The 17576-nt window shown below is 60.8% G+C and carries 16 protein-coding genes; 4 read left to right on the forward strand and 12 right to left on the reverse strand.

Translation table 11 applies throughout. The features are described from left to right. Positions 1–84: 84 nt before the first annotated feature. Together glf and NKJ32_RS17330 are read right to left on the reverse strand one after the other, a co-directional pair. Positions 85–1227, reverse strand: coding sequence for a UDP-galactopyranose mutase (gene glf / locus NKJ32_RS17325; RefSeq protein WP_352707750.1), 1143 nt, complete (start codon positions 1225–1227; stop codon positions 85–87). A gap of 2 nt (positions 1228–1229) precedes the next feature. Next, positions 1230–2402: a glycosyltransferase family protein gene (locus NKJ32_RS17330; RefSeq protein ID WP_352828162.1), complete on the reverse strand. Its 1173-nt coding sequence runs from the start codon at positions 2400–2402 to the stop codon at positions 1230–1232. A 419-nt stretch (positions 2403–2821) separates the two neighbouring features. Here NKJ32_RS17330 and NKJ32_RS17335 point away from each other — a divergent pair, with 419 nt between their 5' ends. Then, positions 2822–3745, forward strand: coding sequence for a glycoside hydrolase family protein (locus NKJ32_RS17335; RefSeq protein WP_352625310.1), 924 nt, complete (start codon positions 2822–2824; stop codon positions 3743–3745). Between the two features lie 425 nt (positions 3746–4170). Here NKJ32_RS17335 and NKJ32_RS17340 read toward each other — a convergent pair whose 3' ends face one another. The 7 genes from NKJ32_RS17340 to NKJ32_RS17365 form a co-directional block, all read right to left on the reverse strand. Further along, positions 4171–5097 (reverse strand): ArsR/SmtB family transcription factor, encoded by a 927-nt coding sequence (locus tag NKJ32_RS17340; protein WP_352828164.1) that lies wholly within the window; start codon positions 5095–5097, stop codon positions 4171–4173. Between the two features lie 184 nt (positions 5098–5281). Beyond that, positions 5282–5407, reverse strand: coding sequence for a DUF982 domain-containing protein (locus tag NKJ32_RS35510; protein ID WP_502897048.1), 126 nt, complete (start codon positions 5405–5407; stop codon positions 5282–5284). A 75-nt stretch (positions 5408–5482) separates the two neighbouring features. Beyond that, on the reverse strand, positions 5483–6088 hold the full coding sequence (locus NKJ32_RS17345; RefSeq protein ID WP_352828167.1) for an ABC transporter permease: 606 nt from the start codon (positions 6086–6088) through the stop codon (positions 5483–5485). A 104-nt stretch (positions 6089–6192) separates the two neighbouring features. Then, on the reverse strand, positions 6193–6348 hold the full coding sequence (locus NKJ32_RS17350) for a hypothetical protein (RefSeq protein ID WP_352594046.1): 156 nt from the start codon (positions 6346–6348) through the stop codon (positions 6193–6195). Positions 6349–6989: 641 nt separating this feature from the next. Next, on the reverse strand, positions 6990–7865 hold the full coding sequence (locus NKJ32_RS17355) for a carbohydrate ABC transporter permease (protein ID WP_352594047.1): 876 nt from the start codon (positions 7863–7865) through the stop codon (positions 6990–6992). After that, the gene (locus NKJ32_RS17360; protein WP_352594048.1) at positions 7862–8752 is read right to left on the reverse strand and encodes a carbohydrate ABC transporter permease; all 891 of its coding nucleotides are present in this window, start codon (positions 8750–8752) and stop codon (positions 7862–7864) included. Before NKJ32_RS17360 ends, NKJ32_RS17355 begins: the two co-directional genes overlap by 4 nt. A 43-nt stretch (positions 8753–8795) precedes the next feature. After that, complete coding sequence (locus NKJ32_RS17365; protein ID WP_352594049.1) at positions 8796–10088, reverse strand: ABC transporter substrate-binding protein; 1293 nt, start codon at positions 10086–10088, stop codon at positions 8796–8798. Positions 10089–10537: 449 nt separating this feature from the next. On the opposite strand from NKJ32_RS17365, the gene NKJ32_RS17370 reads away from it, so the two are divergent. From NKJ32_RS17370 to NKJ32_RS17380, 3 genes are read left to right on the forward strand one after another with little or no spacing between them, the layout of a single operon-like run. Next, positions 10538–11413 carry an ROK family protein gene (locus tag NKJ32_RS17370; RefSeq protein ID WP_352828171.1) on the forward strand — a complete coding sequence of 292 codons (876 nt, stop codon included), beginning with the start codon at positions 10538–10540 and terminating at the stop codon, positions 11411–11413. Further along, a complete protein-coding gene (locus NKJ32_RS17375) occupies positions 11410–12180 on the forward strand; it encodes a GntR family transcriptional regulator (RefSeq protein ID WP_352828175.1) in 771 nt (256 codons plus the stop codon). Before NKJ32_RS17370 ends, NKJ32_RS17375 begins: the two co-directional genes overlap by 4 nt. A gap of 37 nt (positions 12181–12217) precedes the next feature. Further along, complete coding sequence (locus tag NKJ32_RS17380; protein WP_352828177.1) at positions 12218–13009, forward strand: sugar isomerase domain-containing protein; 792 nt, start codon at positions 12218–12220, stop codon at positions 13007–13009. A gap of 89 nt (positions 13010–13098) precedes the next feature. On the opposite strand, the gene NKJ32_RS17385 is transcribed toward NKJ32_RS17380, so the two are convergent. From NKJ32_RS17385 to NKJ32_RS17395, 3 genes are read right to left on the reverse strand one after another with little or no spacing between them, the layout of a single operon-like run. Continuing rightward, complete coding sequence (locus NKJ32_RS17385) at positions 13099–15135, reverse strand: CHASE2 domain-containing protein (protein ID WP_352828178.1); 2037 nt, start codon at positions 15133–15135, stop codon at positions 13099–13101. 15 nt (positions 15136–15150) lie between these two features. After that, positions 15151–15960 (reverse strand): FecR family protein, encoded by an 810-nt coding sequence (locus NKJ32_RS17390; RefSeq protein ID WP_352828181.1) that lies wholly within the window; start codon positions 15958–15960, stop codon positions 15151–15153. Between the two features lie 11 nt (positions 15961–15971). Continuing rightward, entirely contained in the window at positions 15972–17246 is a 1275-nt protein-coding gene (locus NKJ32_RS17395; RefSeq protein ID WP_352828184.1) for a tetratricopeptide repeat protein, read from the reverse strand. Between the last annotated feature and the right edge of the window lie 330 nt (positions 17247–17576).

The raw sequence follows: 17576 nt of genomic DNA on the forward strand, positions 1-17576 counted from the left end.
AACGGCATATTAGGTTCGGCTGATCTTTGCGCCATCTCAAATGTTAATGGTCGCCTCGAACGCAGCTTAATCCCGGCGCATCGTTCACTCCGCCGCCTCGCGCTGCGTCGGCATCTGCCCGATGCCGTTTGCCGGCATGCTCTTTTGAATGCGCGCGAACGTCGCCAAAGCCTGCCCGACGACCTGATCCATATTGTAATAGCGATATGTCGCCAGACGTCCGACGAACCAGACCTGTGGGCACGCCGCTGCCAACGCTTCGTAGCTCTTGTACAACGCCTCGTTTTCGGGCCGCGGCACCGGGTAATATGGATCTCCGATGTCCGAGGGATATTCGTAGGTCAGGCTGGTCTTCGGACTCTTCTGTCCGGTCAGATGCTTGTACTCGGTGATGCGGGTGTAGTTTTCCGTCTGCGGATAGTTGACGACGGCGACCGGCTGAAACTCCTCGCAATCAAGCGTCACGTGCTCAAAGCGCAGCGAGCGGTAAGGCAAGCGACCCAGCTTCCAATCGAAAAATTCGTCGATTGGCCCGGTGTAGATCATCCGCTGGCACGGAATCTTGTCGCGAATCTCACGATAGTCGGTCTGCAGCATGATCTTGATCTTGGGATTATCCAGCATGCGCTGGAACATGCGCGTATACCCGCCTGCCGGAATTTTCTGGAAAGTGTCGCCAAAGTAGCGATCATCCCGATCGGTCCGCGTTGGCACCCGCGCTGTGACTGATTTGCTCAACTGGGAAGGGTCAACACCCCACTGCTTCCTGGTGTAGCCGCGGAAGAATTTCTCGTAGAGCTCCCTGCCCACGGTGCTCACGACGACGTCTTCGGCTGTGCGGATTTCTTCCACCGTCTCTCGCCGGGAAGCGAAGAACTCCTGCAACTGCTCGGATGTCAGCTTAAGGCCGTAAAGGCGGTTTATGGTGTCTAGATTGATCGGTATCGGCAGCAGCTTTCCATCGACCAGCGACAGCACGCGGTGTTCGTAAGACCGCCATTCGGTGAACTGCGACAGGTAGTCGACGATCGATTGGGCATTGGTGTGGAATATGTGCGGCCCATAGCGGTGGACCAGGATCCCCGCCTCGTCATAACAGTCATACGCATTGCCGCCGACGTGATTTCGTCTGTCAACGATTAACACGCTTTCTTGTCGTTGCGATGCGATGCGTTCCGCCAGCACGCTGCCGGCGAAGCCGGCGCCGACGATCAGCCAGTCGAACATGCTCACGCTCCCCTCAGCAACGGCACGACGCTCTTCATCGCCTGGGCGCGCTGGATGTGGGCCGCCATCGCATTCCAGGTCTTCTCCCAGGACATGTCGGCGAGGTAGGCGTCGGCTTTCTCCACCAGGAAATCGCGGGGACGCGCCAGGATGGATCGAAGCTTGGCTTCGATATCCTCGGCGTCGACAATGTCGACCAGGCCTTCGGCGCCGTAGGTGCGCACGACGTCGACGATCGCTGTGGAAACCACCGGCAGTCCTGCCGCCAGGAATTCAGGAGTCTTTGTCGGACTGATGTAGCGTGTCGCCTCATTGAGCTTGAAAGGCATCCAGCCGGCACTCCAATGCCGGAGGTAGCGTGGCAGGTCGGCATAGGACTTGCCGCCCAGCCAATGCAGGTTGCTTGCCGTGGGCAGCCTCGCCGGATCGATCTTGACCACAGGGCCGAGCATGACGAATTGCACGTCCGGCATTGCTGCAGCCGTCTCCGCTACCAATTCGACGTCGAGCCGCTCGTCAATGACCCCGAAATACCCCACTCTCGGGTGAGGTATGTTGGCCTGGTCGAGTGGGTCCTCACCCGGCTCTCTCGCCTGATGGAAATGTGCAACGTCGATGCTGCTTGGGAAAGGAAAGATCGAACGATGCAGGCTTCGCTTGGCCTCGTAAAGGCTCTGCCCGCCCGTGAAGACGATATCGGCACGTTGGAACAGCGCCTTTTCCAGCTGATTCAACTCTGCGGGTGCGTTCTTGAACGCGGAGAGTTCATCCATGCAGTCGTAGACGCAGACGTCATAGGCGAGATGGTCGCTGAAACGTAGTGCCATGGGCGTGTAATACCACGCGGTTAACCGTTCATGCGGCGTAGAGGCGACGATCTGGTCGACGAATCTGCGCTGGAGCGCATCCGCCTTGGTCGCGGACGTGCCGACTGGAATAACCGGCGTCACAATTTTGATCGTAGGTGAAACATCGTTCACCCGCATCGAAGCGTGGCGCCTTTCGTCGAAAATCGGCTCCTCGAAATAAATTAGCTGCTGCTGTTTTGAGGCGAGCGTCAGGATCTGTTGCGGTCTTTGGAATACAAAATTCCATCGGAGGTGGGAAAAGCAAAGTAAAATTGACGACTGTACGGTGGTATCTGGTTTTAGGGGGGTGCCCACCGCCATTTCCATATAGAAATCCTTCGTTACAATTAGAAATTGCCTCGGATAACATACGTTAATCGAGGCAGCTTCGATGAAATTCGTAGCCATCTCTATAACTTTCATCCCAGTAAGTTGTTCCATAGTTCCAAACTGTCTCGGGCAAGGCCAGCGATCCGCGCCATTCCGGCCATGGCTCAAGAGAGAAGGTCAAGCCGGACGACCCTGCATCCGGCTGACATGATGGCCGCTCCAGAAGCTGAAGCCCCGCGCCGTGCGTGACCTCACCCAAAATGTGGCGCATTGCCACAGAACGGTTGAAATCGTTCAATCGTTCAACAACCGTTCATGGGCGGAGTTATAAATGAGGGCTGCGAATCGATTCGGCTGAGTCACGCAGACGGTCCAAATCAAAGGGGTCCGCGAAACAATCGCGGGAATGCTTGGGAATGAAGATCGACTTTGAAACCAACGTCTTTCCATTGTTTCACCCGCAGGCGGTGGATGATGTGAAGGACCCTTGTCCGGTGTTCGATGGCACGCTCTGGCACGTCTTCGGCTCCAGCGGCACCGTCACAACCGAGAGCTGGAAAATCCTCCACGCCACAGCGCCGGATCTTTATGGACCCTGGATAGAGCACGAGGCGATCGTTTTGCCGGTAACCGGATCGGGCATTGCGGCGCCCGGCGTCATTCATGAGTGCGGCGTCTTCCACATGTTTATCCAGACCGAATTCATGAAGTCCGGCGGACGTTGCGAGCACGCGGTCTCCAATGACGGCTTTCATTGGGTCGTGCTCAATCCGGCGATATTGTCGCTGCCCGACACCGATGAGGACGGCATCTACGATCCCCACCCCGCAATCATCGGCGGCAAGCGCTATATCGTCTATTCAGGCATGCCCAAATTCACCAGGGTGCCTCAGCCTGATGTCTATCTGGCGCGCAGCCAATCCGATTCTTGGTTCGGGCCATGGAAACGTCTCGGCAAGATACTCGATCATCTCGACGTGCCGCATCACAATGCGCGCGAGCACCCCGATTACGAGTGGGGGATAGAAGGGGCGCAACTGGTTGAATTGCCGGATGGCCGCGTGCTTCTCAACGCTACCTGCTTCCTCCCCGACGGCCCCCGTGGAAGCCGTCAACGCGTTTTCTTTGCTATCGCCGATAGGGTAGAGGGTCCTTATGTCTCTGTCGGCCCCGTCCTTGATCCTGGCGAGCCAGGAGAGAATGGCCATTCGACCGTAATGATCGAAGGCCGGCAATTGACTTTATTCTACCAGAGCAGACGCGAGACGACGAACCACCGCTGGCGATATGGTCTGGCCAAGTGCGACTTGGATCGGCACATACTTTCCAGAGTTGCCTAGAGAACGTGATCCAATCGTAGCCGCTGGGCTACCCACCTCGTCCAGGTCGCATTGCCCGACGGACGCCGACAAAAACCCAAGAAAGGCACAGATTAAGCTCGCTCATCACAATGGTGCTGCCAGTCGCCGTTTCTGATCGATGGTCGTCCAGCGATAACCGATGGGCTAGATGTCCCAGGCTGATGACGTAGGCAGTCGGCGAAGCCTGCGACGAGGCAGGTTGAGAGTAAAAAAGGTAAGTTGGTCGCGTCAGATAATATATTTAAATTCTCTCGTCGAACTCCTCGGTGAGACCAGTCGTGCCAATCGGTTTCTCAGCGCCGGTGACAAGATAGCCGCAAGTCTGACAATTGGATGCCGAGTTGGCTCAATGAAAGGAAGCAGCTGAAATTGAGTCACTATTTTTCTAACCGGGGTCGATGATATCAACCGGTTTTGATCCTGAGCAGGATGTCCTGATCGTAATTTCCAAAGCCCTTGCCGAAAATGTTGATGCCGCCGGGGCGCTTGGCGTCGTCCTTGACGCCGATACGGATACGGATTGAATGATGGTTCTTCAGGTCAAGTGCGGCGAGGCCGGTTTCGGAAATCCTGACCCCGTCGATATAGGTGCCTTCATTGACAATTCGCCAGTTCTTGAGCTTGCCGTATTGCGAGCCCTTGAGCTTCCACCATGAGGGCGTAAAGACGCCGCGCTTGTCGCCGAAATCGCCCGGCGACGTCCAGGTGCCGACATCGACGCCATTGATCGTCAGCGTGATGTCAGAGGGCCAATCGGCGCTGGTGCCCGGCACCTCCGAGGACAGCTCAATCGCCACTTCGAGTTCGGTGATCTCGGCATTGGCGAGCTTGGCATTGTTGGGGAACTGGTATTCGACAAAGCCGCGCGTGAACCACAGCAGCCCGGCTTTCATGCGGGCCGGATCGAGGAAAGTGTTCGGCACATCGAGCAGACCGATGATGCCGTCCGGCGAACAAAGGCCGCAGGGCGCGGTAACCTCGAAGCCGGTATAAAGCCCGATCGGCATCGACACTTCCATCGCGTCGTTCTTGACCGCACGATATTCGCCCTTGAACACGACGAGCACTTCTTCGGCGGTCGGATAACAGATTTTCTGATTGCCTTTCTTCGCCTTCCGGTTCTCGGTGCGGATCAGCCCCGCATCCTCCAGCACCTGGATGTTGGTCGAGACGGTCGATTGCGGCAGCGACAGCACGGCGGCGATTTCGTTGACATTCATCGGCCCTTTCTCATGCAGCAGTTTCAGCATCGAGATCCGCGCCGAGGAGGCAAGCCCCTTGAGCACGGCAATGCCTTCCTCAGGTTGGATCACCAGAAAATTGCCACTCATGAATTTGCCAGTCTATGCTCGTGGAAGAAGCTATCGCCTCGCCAATTCGTGTTCGGTAAGCTTGCGTTGGTGGGCGGGACCGTTGCAACGGCGTTGAAGGAAACGCCGAGCCGGCAATTTGGTTACATGCACGCGGCTACACCTTCGGTACGCATTGAAGCCACACCGCAACAAGGATGTTTGGCTACAGGTCTGAAATTGTTCGCCGCGCAATGTTGGCGTCCTTGGCTGCGGTAATGGACGCCTTACGCGCTATTCTTGGTGGCTTTTTGCAGCGCAGGTTGGCAAGGCACGCCTCGATTTGCAGCAAGCCGCGAGTCGCAGCGAGGCTTCGGCCAATCCTTCAGCAAAACTTCGACCGCGTCCGATACCGTGAAAGCGGTCCTTAGAGCTGCGGGCCTGGCGAACTGATCGCATTGCTGTTCCGTCCGTTTCCTTTAGTTCTGGAACACGAAGTCACAATCAAGGTTCGGCGGCCGCAGCAATGTCTCCCTCCCAATGCATGGCTGCAGATCGGTGCGCACCGATCGACCCTCGCCCCCTTCGGGAGGCCGCGGGCGCGGGGACAGCTCTTGTGGCGCAGATCACGACACGCGCGGTGCGCCCCTTTCGACGCAAAACGCAGGTCACGCGGAGACGCGTCGGCCGGCAAGTCGCGCCTGTAGGAGCACAGCCGCCAGCAGAAAAAACCGCGGATGACGCTCTGCCAATAGGCTGAGAGGGAAATCCAGCCCAGGCCGTTCTCGAAGTTCAGAACATTGAACAGGATACCGAGCAGCAGCACCCCGGCTAACGTCGTGATCACCGAGCCGGAGCCGCCGGTCAGCACTGTGGCGCCACAATAACCGCGGCGACGGCAAACAGCTGCCAGCCAACCCCTTATGGGCTGCCCGGCACCAAACTGGGCGGCAAGAATGACGCCGGCCAGCCCCGCGAGGCCGCCACTGGCTAGGTAAACCATGAATTTGGCGCGATCGGCCCGGAGGCCCATCAGCCGCGCGGAATGTCCTGACAAGACGGCAGCGGGCTGGGAGCGGGTGGGCAGACCGGCCGTGAGGACGCGTCACACGCGATGAGCGCCGGACGCGCTAGTCGTTAGCCGGCCTGAATTGGTTTGCCCTTCTTCTTCGGGGGCAGCTTGGTTTCCGCGTCCGCAGCAATCGGCTTCGACGGCGATGTTTCAGCGCTCAGTCGCTGCTCGCGCAATCGCGCAGTTTTCGCCTGGCGTGCAAGACGCTCGGAGTCGGTCAATGTGCGAGCTGCGATTGTGGTGCGCTCATATCTTTCCTTGTCGATCCGTCGGGTGCCCACGCTTTGCCCTGCCGCTTTTGCTTGCCTCGATGGCCCGCGCCTCTCGAAAACGCGGGCCGATCGGGCCCTTCAATCTGCCAGCAGTGAGTGAGGACCGCTGCCGGCACCGAACCACCATTGCGGCATTGTGTTCCTCTGCCTCCAAGAAAAACCAGTATATGCAAAGGCTGAACGTGAGAGGCCGTAGCGGCGTCGAGCGGCGGCCCACGCGGGCCAGTCAGGAGCTATGGACCTGCATATCGCGCCGGCGCCATCGGTTCGGGCCGACCACAATTCGCCTGGCTCATCCACATTCCTTAACGGCGGCCGCAACAATGCGTCCGACTTAAGTTCGGCTGCAGTCACACGCATTAGACCGACAATAAACTGCGTTCCCGGGCAGGGTGGAAACGCCGAGTATAGCCCCATAACATCATCAAGACCCTTCTGAGGCTCTGGCTGTAGCTGAGGCGGTGGGGGTATTCGCGTCCAGGTTCGCTGATGAACTGATAGCTTTCAGAACGCGGCTATCTGCCTAGCTCCGTTCTGCGCACCAGCGCGTCCCGATGACAGCCAGGCGAATGCCGGCCGTGCCGCGGACGCTACCCCTTGACTGCCGAGCCGACGATCGAATCCACGAAGAAGCGCTGCAGGAAGGCGAATAGCACCAATGGCGGCAGCACGGCGAGCGTGGCGCCGGCCATGACCAGTCCTGTATTGAGGGCGCCTCTGTTGTAGCTGAGCAGGCGGCTGAGGCTAATGACGATCGGATAATCCTCTGCATTGCCCTGCAAAACTGTCAGCGGCCACAGATAGCTGTTCCAATGATAGACGAAGGCAAACAGCGCCAGTGCCGCGATCGCGGGCGCCACGCTCGGGGCGACGATCTTGAACAGGATCAGAAGTTCCGACGCCCCATCCATCCGCGCGGCATCGATCAAATCGTCCGGCACGCCGGCGATGAACTGGCGCATCAGAAAAATACCGAACGCATTGGCGAGGTTGGGCACGATGATGCCGGCAAGGCTGGCATTCAGGCCGATCGATCCGACGAGACGATAAAGCGGAATCAGCGTGACGATCGGCGGCAGGAACATGGTGGCGATCAGCACCGAAAACAGCAGCGAGCGGCCGGGAAAGTGGTGCTTGGCGAAGGCATAGCCAGCCATCATGCTGGTCACCAGAATGCCGGCGGTGGTGATGGTGGCGATCACCAGCGAATTCCACATCGAGCGGCCGACATTGATCACGCCGGACACTTTCTCGTAGGCTTCGAGGCTCGGCGTGCGCGGTATCCACACCGGCGGCACCTGCATGGTTTCGGCCGGCGTCTTCAGGCTGGAAAGCATCATCCATAACAGCGGGAAGGCAGAGGCCACGGCAACCAGCAGCATCACCGTCGCGAGCAGCGCCCTGCGGCCCGCCGGGCGTTTGCGCGCCAACCGGCTCGACCATCCCGAGCGGCCAGGCGCGCTCATTCGGCGTCCTTCCGGTCGGCATAGGCGAACAGCGCGCACACGACGACGATCAGCGCCAGCATCAGCATCACTGCCATGGCCGAGCCCAATCCGCCTTGCGCGCGCTCGATGCCGACACGGCGGATATGGTAGGTCAGCACGTTAGTCGAGCCGACCGGGCCGCCTTGGGTGATCAGCGCAACCGGCTCGAATACTTGCACGGCGTTGATGATGGCGATTACGGCGCTGAACAGGAGCGTGCGCCGCAGCAGCGGCAAGGTGATGAAGCGGAACTGTTCGCGCCGGTTGGCGCCGTCCAGCGTCGCCGCCTCGTAAAGGCTGCCCGGGATCTGGGTCAGCCCGGCAACCGCCAGCACCGTAAAATAGCCGATCTGCTGCCAGACGTTGAGGACGACGATCGAGATCAGCGCCGAGCTTGGCGAGGATAGCCATGGTTGCGCGCCGATGCCGATCAAACCGAGCATCTGGTTGACCGGCCCTTCGCTCGGCGAATAGAGCTTCGACCAGACCAGCGTCACGGCGATCATTGGCACCATGTAGGTGGAAAACAACACTGTCCTGAGTGCCGTGCCGCCTGCGACATCACGCTGGTAGACCATCAGGCCGAATGCTAGCGAGAGCGGCAGGATGAGGACCACCGACAGCGCCGTGTAGATCGCGGTGTTGAGCAGCGCTCTCTTGAAATCCCGCCCGACCGAGGTCGGGCCGAATATTTCGCGAAAATTGTCGAAGCCGATGAAGCTCGCATTGGAAAAAGGCGTCTGCGTCGACCAGTCCTGGAACGACAGCCAGATGGTGAGCAGCATCGGCAGCAGGATGAACACGCCGATCAATGTCACCGCGGGCGCCAGCATGATGCCCGCCGAGGCACGATAGGTCTTGATCATCGCTCTGCTTCCAAAGCGCCGAGCTCTCGAAACAGCGCCTTCACTATTTGGCGGCACGCTCCAGGATCGAAACGGCATCGGCCTGCGCGTTCGCCTGCGCATCCTTCGCCGAGAGCTGCCCATACTGCAACGCTTCGAGCGTTTGCTGCAACGACTCGCTGAACTCCTGGCCACCCGGCACGACAGGGAAGGGCTTGGCGTCGGCAAGCACGCTGACATAGCCGGACAGGAACTCGGAGCCGAGCTTGTCCTTATGGGCTTCGATATCGGAGGCACGCGACGGCAGGATGCCCATCGACATCAGAATATCCGACATGGCCGAGGCGCCGTTCTTGCCGGACTTTGGATTGTTCAGCCATGCCAGGAAATCCCATGCCGCTTTTTGCTCGGCCTCACCGGCATTGGCGTTGACGACGGTCATCCACGAATAGGAGATCGAATGCGGCTTGTCGCCGCTCGGACCGACCGGGATCGGTGCGGTGGCGATGTTGGAGAACTTGTCGCCCATGCCGGTCTTCAACGCGCTTTCCCACCAGTTGGCCATGATGATCATGCCGGTCTTGCCGGAGACGAAATTGTCAAGGAAGGGACCGGTGGTGTTGGCGTCGGCGGTGGCCATCGCCGGATCGCTGGCGCCGGACTTGATCAGGTCCTCGTAGAGCTGGAAAGTCTCGCCGGCTTGAGCACTGTCGAGCACCGGCTTGCCGTCCTTGACCAAGTCGCCGCCATTGGAGACCAGCAGCGAGGCGAAGGGATGGACGACGCCCGCCGCCCAGGAGTTGATCATGCCGAAACCTTGCTGGCCGGCGTCTTTCCTGGTCAGCTTCTGGGCCGCATCCTTCAATTCGGACCAGGTCTTCGGTGCCGCCGTAATGCCTGCCTGCTTGAACAGCTTCTTATTGTAGTTCAGCGCATAGACGTCGATCTCGTTTGGAATGCCGTAGAGCGTGCCACCAACGGAGGCTGCGCTGACGACACCGGCCGGCCACGCACTTTTGACCTCGCCGGCAACCGTGTCGGGGGCTGGCGCGACCAGCTTGTCTCGCGCCAGTTCGGGCAGCCACAAATCGTAGATGCCGCTGATCGTCGGCCCATCGGAACTGCCGCCTTGGGAACGCAGTGTCGTCAGGAGGTCGCCGAAGGGAACGGCGCGGACGGTGACGGTCACATCCGGATTGGTCTTGACGTAGTCCTTGGCCGCGGCGTCCAGCAACGCCACCGTCTCCGGCGACCAGTGGGTCAGATAGGAGATGTTGACCGACTGAGCCCAGCCGACGGTGGGCGATGTCAACAACCCTGCAGCCAGTGCCAGTTTCGAAATCCAAGCCAAAGACATCCGGATCCTCCGCGTAGCCGCACAGCGATATCAATGACGTTATGACAACCTGAAGCAATGATGCAAGCGCTATCTTCCTGGAGAGTTCCTGCCGGCGCTGCGGCGATTTCTTACTTCAATCTATAAAGTGCGAGATCGCATTTTAAAAACAAACAATTATCTGAAACAGCTCAAGCTGTTTCTCCCTGCCGGCCAGGCCCAAACATGCCGCGAGGCTCTTGCGATCGAAGTCATGTCGTTATAATGACATTAAGCCACAGGGATGCGGATGTCGATAAGACGGGAGAATTGAGCATGTTTTCGATTCATCGACACGACGCGCTCAGTCTGCTCGGCGGCTTTGCCGCCGCGTGCACCGGGGCATGTACCGCACTGCCGACCAGAGTCGCCGACACCTTGGGGAGCTGGCGCACCGAGGAGCGGGCGGCCGCCAGTCGGGGCCGCTCTCCATGACACGCGTTCTCGCCATCGATCTCGGCGGCACCAATTTGCGCGCCGCTATCCATACCGGCGATGTTCGTTGGCTGGAGATGCTGGGCCGCGAGCCTGCGCCGGCAAGCCTTGATGCCTTCGTCGCCCGTATCGGTGCGTTGCGAGCCGAGGCCGGTCCGGTCGACGCCCTCGGGCTTGCGGTGCCCGGACTTGTCGAGGGCTCGGTCTGCCGCTGGATCCCGAACCTGCCCTATCTCGACGGCATCGACATGGCGGCCTTGTTTCCTCGCCTGCGTGTCGCCATAGGCAATGACGCGCAGGTCGCCATGCTGGCCGAAGCGGTCGAAGGTGCTGCAAAGGGCCTCTCCGATGCCATCCTGCTGGCCATCGGTACCGGTATCGGCTCCGCCGTTATGGCCAATGACCGCATCGTCGCCGGCGCACGTGGCGGCGCCTGCTCATTCGGCTGGGCCTGCGCCGACGTCGAGGATGAAGGCGAGGACCGCAGCGGCTGGCTGGAGCGCTTCGCTTCCGGGCGGGCGTTCGACGCCGCGGCGCGTCAGATCGGGTTGGCCAATGGCGGCAGGTTGGTCGAGGCCGCCCGGGCTGGCAAGACGGCCGCACTTGACGCGTTGGAGCTGCCGGCGCGCCGGCTGGGCACTGCCCTTGCGGGTGCGGTCGCGCTGCTCGATCCCCAGGCAGTCCTGATTTCCGGCGGCCTTGCCGATGCACTGGACGTGATAGGGCCGCCGCTGCTTGCGGCATTGCGGCGTCAGCTGCCGCCGCATCTGCGCGATGTCGTTCTGCGGTCCGGCGAATTCGGCTCTCGCGCCGGTCTCGTCGGCGCCTCGCTGGCCGGTCTCGCCGGAGCACAGTGGAGGCAGATAAGGTGAGCGCGCCGAGCTTTCAGCAACCGGACCGCAGCAGGCCCGAGCCGCTCTGGTATCAGGTGGAGGAAGCGATCCGCACCATTGTCAAGAGCGGCGAGTGGGCGACCGGTGACCAGATTCCGGCCGAAGACAGATTGTGCGCCTTGTTCAGGGTGAGCCGCATCACGCTGCGCCACGCGCTGCGCAATCTGGAGGAGCACGGGCTCCTCAGGCGCGAACATGGCCGTGGCACCTTCGTGCGCTCCACCACGCTGGTCGCTGGCACCCGCGAACTCACCAGCTTCACCCAGGAAATGGGCAATATGGGCGTGGTCGCCGGCTCGCGCTTACTCGACTGCAGCCTGACCACCGCCAATGCCGCCGCGGCCGGAGCGCTGGAGATCGAGGAGGGTGATCCGGTGGTGCGCATCCGGCGGCTCAGGCTCGGCAACAACGAACCGATCGGTATTCAGACGGCGCAACTCTCGGCCGCGCGCGTGCCCGGCTTTCTCGATGCCGGCCTGTTGCAGGGCTCACTCTACGAAGCGTTGGAACGCCATTACGGCATCGTGCCGGTCGCGGCGCGCGAAAACTACCGTGTCGGCGCTGTCGGGACGGCGGATGCCGAGTTGCTCGATCTGCCTGCGGGGAGTCCCGCTTTCGTGGTCGAGCGCATCACCACCGACGAGCGCGGCCCGTTCGAATTCACCGTCTCGGTCATGCGTGGCGACCGCTATGAAATCCGCTCGACGCTGCGCGCCGGCCGCGCCCCGCCAAACGCAAGAAGCTGAGCCATTACCGAAGCCGACACATAACAGGAGTACCGACGTGTCCGATCTTTACATACCTCGCCTTGCCGCCCTCATCGAACAGGCGTCCAAAGCCAATGCCGAAGCCTTTGGCGTGGCGGCCAGCCGCTTTGCCGACACGCTCGAGAGCGGCGGGTTGGTTCATCTTTACGGCTCGGGCCACTCGGTGTTGCCGGTCCAGGAAGTGTTTCCGCGCTACGGCAGCTATGTCGGTTTTAATCCGCTGACCGACCCGCGCGTCATGTGGCACAACGTGCTCGGCGCCGGTGGCGTGCGCGAACTTCTGTGGCTGGAGCGAACCGAGAAATACGCCGAGAAATTCCTAGACCACCAGCCACTGAACAAAGGCGATTCGATCATCATCTTCGGCCACAGCGGCCGCAATTCGTCGGGCATCGACACGGCGCTCTATGCGAAAAAACGCGGCATCTTCGTCGTCGCGGTGACCAGCAAGAACAATCTCGACAAGCCGGCGACACACTCGTCCGGCAAACGGCTTGCCGATGCCGCCGACCTTGTCATCGACACCTGCTCGCCGATCGAGGATGCCATCGTGCCGGTCGAGGGCTGGAGCCGGCCGGTCTCCGGTTCGTCGACCGTGCTTGCCATGATCCTGGCGCATGAGCTGATCGCCCGCACCGCCGAGGCGCTTTCGAAACGCGGCATCGAACTGCCGGTTTTTGCCTCGCCGACAATTGCCGGCGTCACACTGCACGACACCGACGTCATCTATGGCGTCTATCGCGAGAAAATGCTCGAGGCGCAGAAGAAGCACCTGCCGACCTTCCAGGCGACCATGCGCGGCGAATGACAACCGGGGAGGGCACGCAAACCGCTGGGCCCCCCAAGCGGTAATCAGTTCCCAATGCAGGTCGGCACCCCTCGATCCGCTGAATCCGGTCAGCGTGTGCTTCGGGTTCGGGGTGCAAGATCAGGCGGAGCTGTTTCCCGGGACGGCGGCGAACCAACCACCATGGCAGGGGCGCCAGACTGCTCACCACGTTGGACCTGTTTTTCGGGGCTCATACCTTGGTGCATCTCCGGAATGGTGAAAACCGGCACCTCGCCCTTGAAACCCTGGAGCTCAAAGGCGCCCGCCTGGACGACCGGCATCGATGCTCCTGCCGCAAAGCCGGGACCAAGCACCAGGGGGATACCCAGCTTCTTGGTCGTCGACTCGAGCCGTGCCGTGCGGTTCACCGGCGAACCGATCGCGGTGTAATCGAAGCGCCGTTCGGAGCCGAAATTGCCTACCGAGCAAATGCCCGTCTCGATGGCGACGCCGATTGCGATGGAGGGGTGGCCGTCCGCACTGAAGGCGGCGTCTTCACGCTTCACCCGTTCGATCAGGGCAAGCCCCGCGTCGAGCGCGCGCTCGCGATGGTCCGGCTGATCAAGCGGCGCGTTCCAGAAGGCGAGCACCGCATCGCCCATGAACTTGTCGATGGTGCCGTCGCGCTTGAGGATCTCATCGGTCGCAATGCCGAGGAAGTGGTTGACCACCTTGGCGATTTCCTGGGTATCGAGTTGTTCGCTCATCGTTGTGAAGCCGCGTATGTCGCTGAGCAGAATTGTGATCTCGCGCTTCTCGCCGGACAGGATCGCTTCGGTGTCCGAGCTTGCGAGGCGCTGCACCACGGAAGGCGATAGATACTGGGAGAATTGCCGTGCCAGGGTGGACCGGCGCTGCTCGCTGCGCCTGTAGAGGACATAGCCTTCGAAGCCGGCTACCAGGATCGTCGCAAGCGCCGGCTGCAGCGGGTCATAGAGTGCACCCTGCAGGCTGTATTCGAGAGCGCCGAACACGAACGGCGTGACGGCCAGCAGCACGAGAGCCAGGGCACCAAGCACGACACGCCCGGCGAGCACTCCGGAAAGTCCGATGAAAACGATGGCGCTGAGGACGAACCAGAGCCGCTCGAGCATGCGCGCGTGCGTTGGCTCTGCCAGGTAGCGCCCGGCAAGCATCTGGCCGATCGCTTCGGCGTGGATATCCGCGCCTGGTCGCGCTGGACGCGTCGGGGTGGGCAGGTACTGCGTCAGTCCCACAGCCGACAGGTCGACAATGGCGATGGCGTCCCGCAGCCGCGGATCGCCGGCGCCCGAAAGGATAGTGCTGGCAGACAGGCGGGGCGTATCGGTGTTGGTTTCCCAGAGGCGGATGCCCCCCTCCGGCTCAAGCGGCACAATGGCGCCGGCCATCCTGAGTGCGTCAAACCCGGCTGCATTCATCCGGGCTATGTAACCATCCTGTCCGGCGTAAAGGCGCAGGAGCTCGAGTGCGAAGGACGGCCACAGCTGCACGCCTTGAGCGGTGTTGCGAAGCCAGAGCAGCGGCACATGGCGCAGTACGCCGTCGGGATCGGGCAAGGTGCGAATCACGCCGAGGCCCGCGGCGGCGTTGGAGAATTCGGCAAGCGAGCCGGTCAGGCCGGTGAAGCCGGGAAGTGTGTCGGGTACCTGCCCGACGATCGACCAGCCGGCTTTGGGTTCTGCTTCTGAAACCGTCGCCTCATTGCCCAGGCTGACGGCAAGCGCCGTTCGATTTTTGGCCAGTGCCATTGCCAGGCGCTTGTCTCCGGCGATGCCCTCAGGCGAGGTGTCGGCCTCGGGGAGTACCAGCGCAAGCCCGACCACCGCCGCGCCGGATTCGGTGATGCCATCGACCAGATCGGCCAGTAGGCCACGGTTCCAAGGCCATCGCCCATGTGCCTTGAGGCTGGCATCGTCTATCGAGACGATCACGACAGGATTGCTCGTCGCCTGGCGCGGGGCCAGAAACTGGTAGAAGTCGTAGGTACGCTCACGCAGGCGCGACAACGGCCCGTCAAAAGTCAAATGGCAAGCGAGCAGCAGGAGCACGATCACAAGGCCGGATATTTTGCGCCTGCCAGCTTGCCGCCAATCAGCCCAGCGCCAACCGACCAAGAGGCTCATGTCATGCGGCCAGGCCTAATTGCAGTAGTAGCAGCAACCCTCACCCTCACACTCGCCCTTATCCACGCCCCCGCCAACAGGTGGCGTTGGGCTGTCAGGGAACTCCATGACCACTCCTGGCAATGCACCGTCCGTGGAATCGCAGACTTTGAGCGAGCCGCCGAGTGCCGACGCACAAATCGCGCTTACGTCCAATCCAGGACCCGGTGCGCCTGGCAGGCCGGTGCCGGCTATCCGGTCGATGCTGTCCAATATCGGGAAGGTGTCGATTCCGCCGTAGCCGGTCAGCAGCTTGCCATCTTCCGATGTGCAGGCGTAGCCCGGGTTTGTGATGACCAGCCGTTTGCCATTGATCGTGCAGGTCATGCGGCCGGCGCGCAGTATGCCGACGGTCTGGCCGGCTGCCACCAGCACTTCGATGATGCCGCCTCTCGCGCCGAGCACCATGTGCGGCGTCGCAACCTGCATGACGCCCCCTTTCGAAACCTGGCCGCCATAAAAACGGGCCAGGCCGCTGTTCATCCCGATGTCGATCTTTCCCGATCCGGAGCCCGGATTGTAGACGAATTCATCGATCGTCAGGCTGGTGTTCGGACCAATCTTGGCGCTCGATTCATCCCGGAACACCAGCATTCCAAGACCGGTGGGATTGCTGCGCAGCTGGTCGCCGAGTTCGACGCCGGCACCAACGTTCATTGTCCCGGCGTTGTTGCGGACGATGTTGGTCTGATAGGCCGTCATCGACCCGACCGTCTCAGCGGCGGATGGTGCCGCGAAGGCAAGGCAGGCAATAAAAATGGCGATCTGACGGTACGGGGTCCTCATCGCGGCCTCTTTCAATTGAGCGTCAACGTATAGCTCATGAGCATTTCGAACGATTTTCGGTCGCGGTTTGCGATGTCGAAGTTGGTTTCGCGATAGGCGAGATCGACGCTGATCTTCTGCGCCTCGGTGAGCTGGAAATCGCTTTCGGAGGCAATGCGCCAGAAGTCGCTCTTGATATTTGTGCCGATGCCGACGGACAGATCGGGAGTGTCGCTGTGGCCGGCCGAGAAGGCGATCTGGTGCGACCATGCGAAAAGATCCGGTACGTTCATCAACAGGCCGCCATAGCGGACTTCGCCCGTGTAGCTGCGGCCGATTTCGCCAGATCCGGAAGCGAAGTCATTCGAGCCGACAAAGCGCAGTCCGAGCGCCTGGCCATTGCGGAAGCGGTAGCTGCCGCCTGCCTCATAGAAGACCCTTCTATCGGCGAAAATGCCTTGCGAGGCGCTTAGATCGATGTAGCCGCCGCCGGCGAAAAGCGTCGTTTCGACCGTCGGGCGCACAAGAAAGCGCCCACTGACGCCGATACCGGTCTCGTGGATATCGCTGTCGAAACGATCCGTAACTGTGAACGCCGAAAGCAGCAGGCGCAGCGAATCGATCCCACTGTTGGGTAGCCCCTTGTCCCAGGTAATCGCTGCGTCGCCGTGGATGAAGGTCTTCTCGCTGCCCGGAACCGACAGGTCTTCCGTGAAAAAGCGCTGTGTCGCCGTCAACGACCCTGAAAGGACGAGAGCGTCGGCACTTGGCGTGCCGAGGTCCCACCGGACAAAGCCTTCCGCCCGCCCATAAGGCGAGACGAAGCTGTCGTCGTCCTGCGCCCCGCCCGGCTCAAAATCGGTAAATGCGCTGAACACGCCGCCGGTCAGGGCGAGTTCCCAGGTGACGCCACGCAACGCGCGCTCGATGCGGGCGAGCAGGTGAACAGCTTCCTGTTGCTCACTTGCGGTCAGGCCGCCGACTTCGATGCCGTACTGCACCTGCCGCCGGGCCAATTCATAGGAGCCGACATGATAGTACAATCGGCTGGCCGCCAGTCGGGCGCGCGCATCGCGGGGATATTTGATCAGATACTGCTCGATTGAGGAGATCGCCTGATCGTACTGCCCGGCATTGACGGCAACCGTGACGAATTGGGCGAGCGTTCCGTTGTCGGCCGGACTGGCGATGCGGGCTGAAAACGCATCGTCATAGGCCGAAAAAAGACCCTGCGCGCCGGCCGGCAATAAGCCGCTATAAAGCAGCGCCGCGGCGCAGCCGACGATCGTTCGAAACGAAGATTGCATGCCGAGAACCCACCCCAAACCCGACTAGTGCGAAGGACTTAGCACGACCACAAGAAAAAGGCGACTGAACTGTCATCGGACCATGCGAGTCTCAGCAGCTGTTGCAGCGGCGCAACAAACTATCGGGTTGATTCGTATTTCGGCTGCGCTGGTTATCAAAACATCTTCTCAGCGTTGCTGTACATAATTGAAGTATTCGGCACCAGTGGCAACTAACTCAAATCATCATCAGTGGCGGATCGCATAGCCGACAAGATTAATATTGTTTGCGTGATTCTGCGCGTATCTGGTCATCGAATGAGGCTTCAAGGTCACTCACGGCTCATCCAA

This window comes from Mesorhizobium sp. M0159, from assembly GCF_040322295.1.
In the GTDB taxonomy this organism is placed as follows: domain Bacteria; phylum Pseudomonadota; class Alphaproteobacteria; order Rhizobiales; family Rhizobiaceae; genus Mesorhizobium.

Excerpts from the sequence above, each read along its gene's own strand:
- NKJ32_RS17330 (WP_352828162.1), bottom strand. The coding sequence starts at position 2,402 with ATGGAAATGGCGGTGGGCACCCCCCTAAAACCAGATACCACCGTACAG.
- NKJ32_RS17355 (WP_352594047.1), bottom strand. The coding sequence starts at position 7,865 with ATGAGCGCGCCTGGCCGCTCGGGATGGTCGAGCCGGTTGGCGCGCAAA.
- NKJ32_RS17385 (WP_352828178.1), bottom strand. The coding sequence starts at position 15,135 with ATGAGCCTCTTGGTCGGTTGGCGCTGGGCTGATTGGCGGCAAGCTGGC.
- NKJ32_RS17340 (WP_352828164.1), bottom strand. The coding sequence starts at position 5,097 with ATGAGTGGCAATTTTCTGGTGATCCAACCTGAGGAAGGCATTGCCGTG.
- NKJ32_RS17365 (WP_352594049.1), bottom strand. The coding sequence starts at position 10,088 with ATGTCTTTGGCTTGGATTTCGAAACTGGCACTGGCTGCAGGGTTGTTG.
- NKJ32_RS17360 (WP_352594048.1), bottom strand. The coding sequence starts at position 8,752 with ATGATCAAGACCTATCGTGCCTCGGCGGGCATCATGCTGGCGCCCGCG.
- NKJ32_RS17345 (WP_352828167.1), bottom strand. The coding sequence starts at position 6,088 with ATGGGCCTCCGGGCCGATCGCGCCAAATTCATGGTTTACCTAGCCAGT.
- NKJ32_RS17395 (WP_352828184.1), bottom strand. The coding sequence starts at position 17,246 with ATGCAATCTTCGTTTCGAACGATCGTCGGCTGCGCCGCGGCGCTGCTT.
- NKJ32_RS17335 (WP_352625310.1), top strand. The coding sequence starts at position 2,822 with ATGAAGATCGACTTTGAAACCAACGTCTTTCCATTGTTTCACCCGCAG.
- glf (WP_352707750.1), bottom strand. The coding sequence starts at position 1,227 with ATGTTCGACTGGCTGATCGTCGGCGCCGGCTTCGCCGGCAGCGTGCTG.
- NKJ32_RS17370 (WP_352828171.1), top strand. The coding sequence starts at position 10,538 with ATGACACGCGTTCTCGCCATCGATCTCGGCGGCACCAATTTGCGCGCC.
- NKJ32_RS17390 (WP_352828181.1), bottom strand. The coding sequence starts at position 15,960 with ATGAGGACCCCGTACCGTCAGATCGCCATTTTTATTGCCTGCCTTGCC.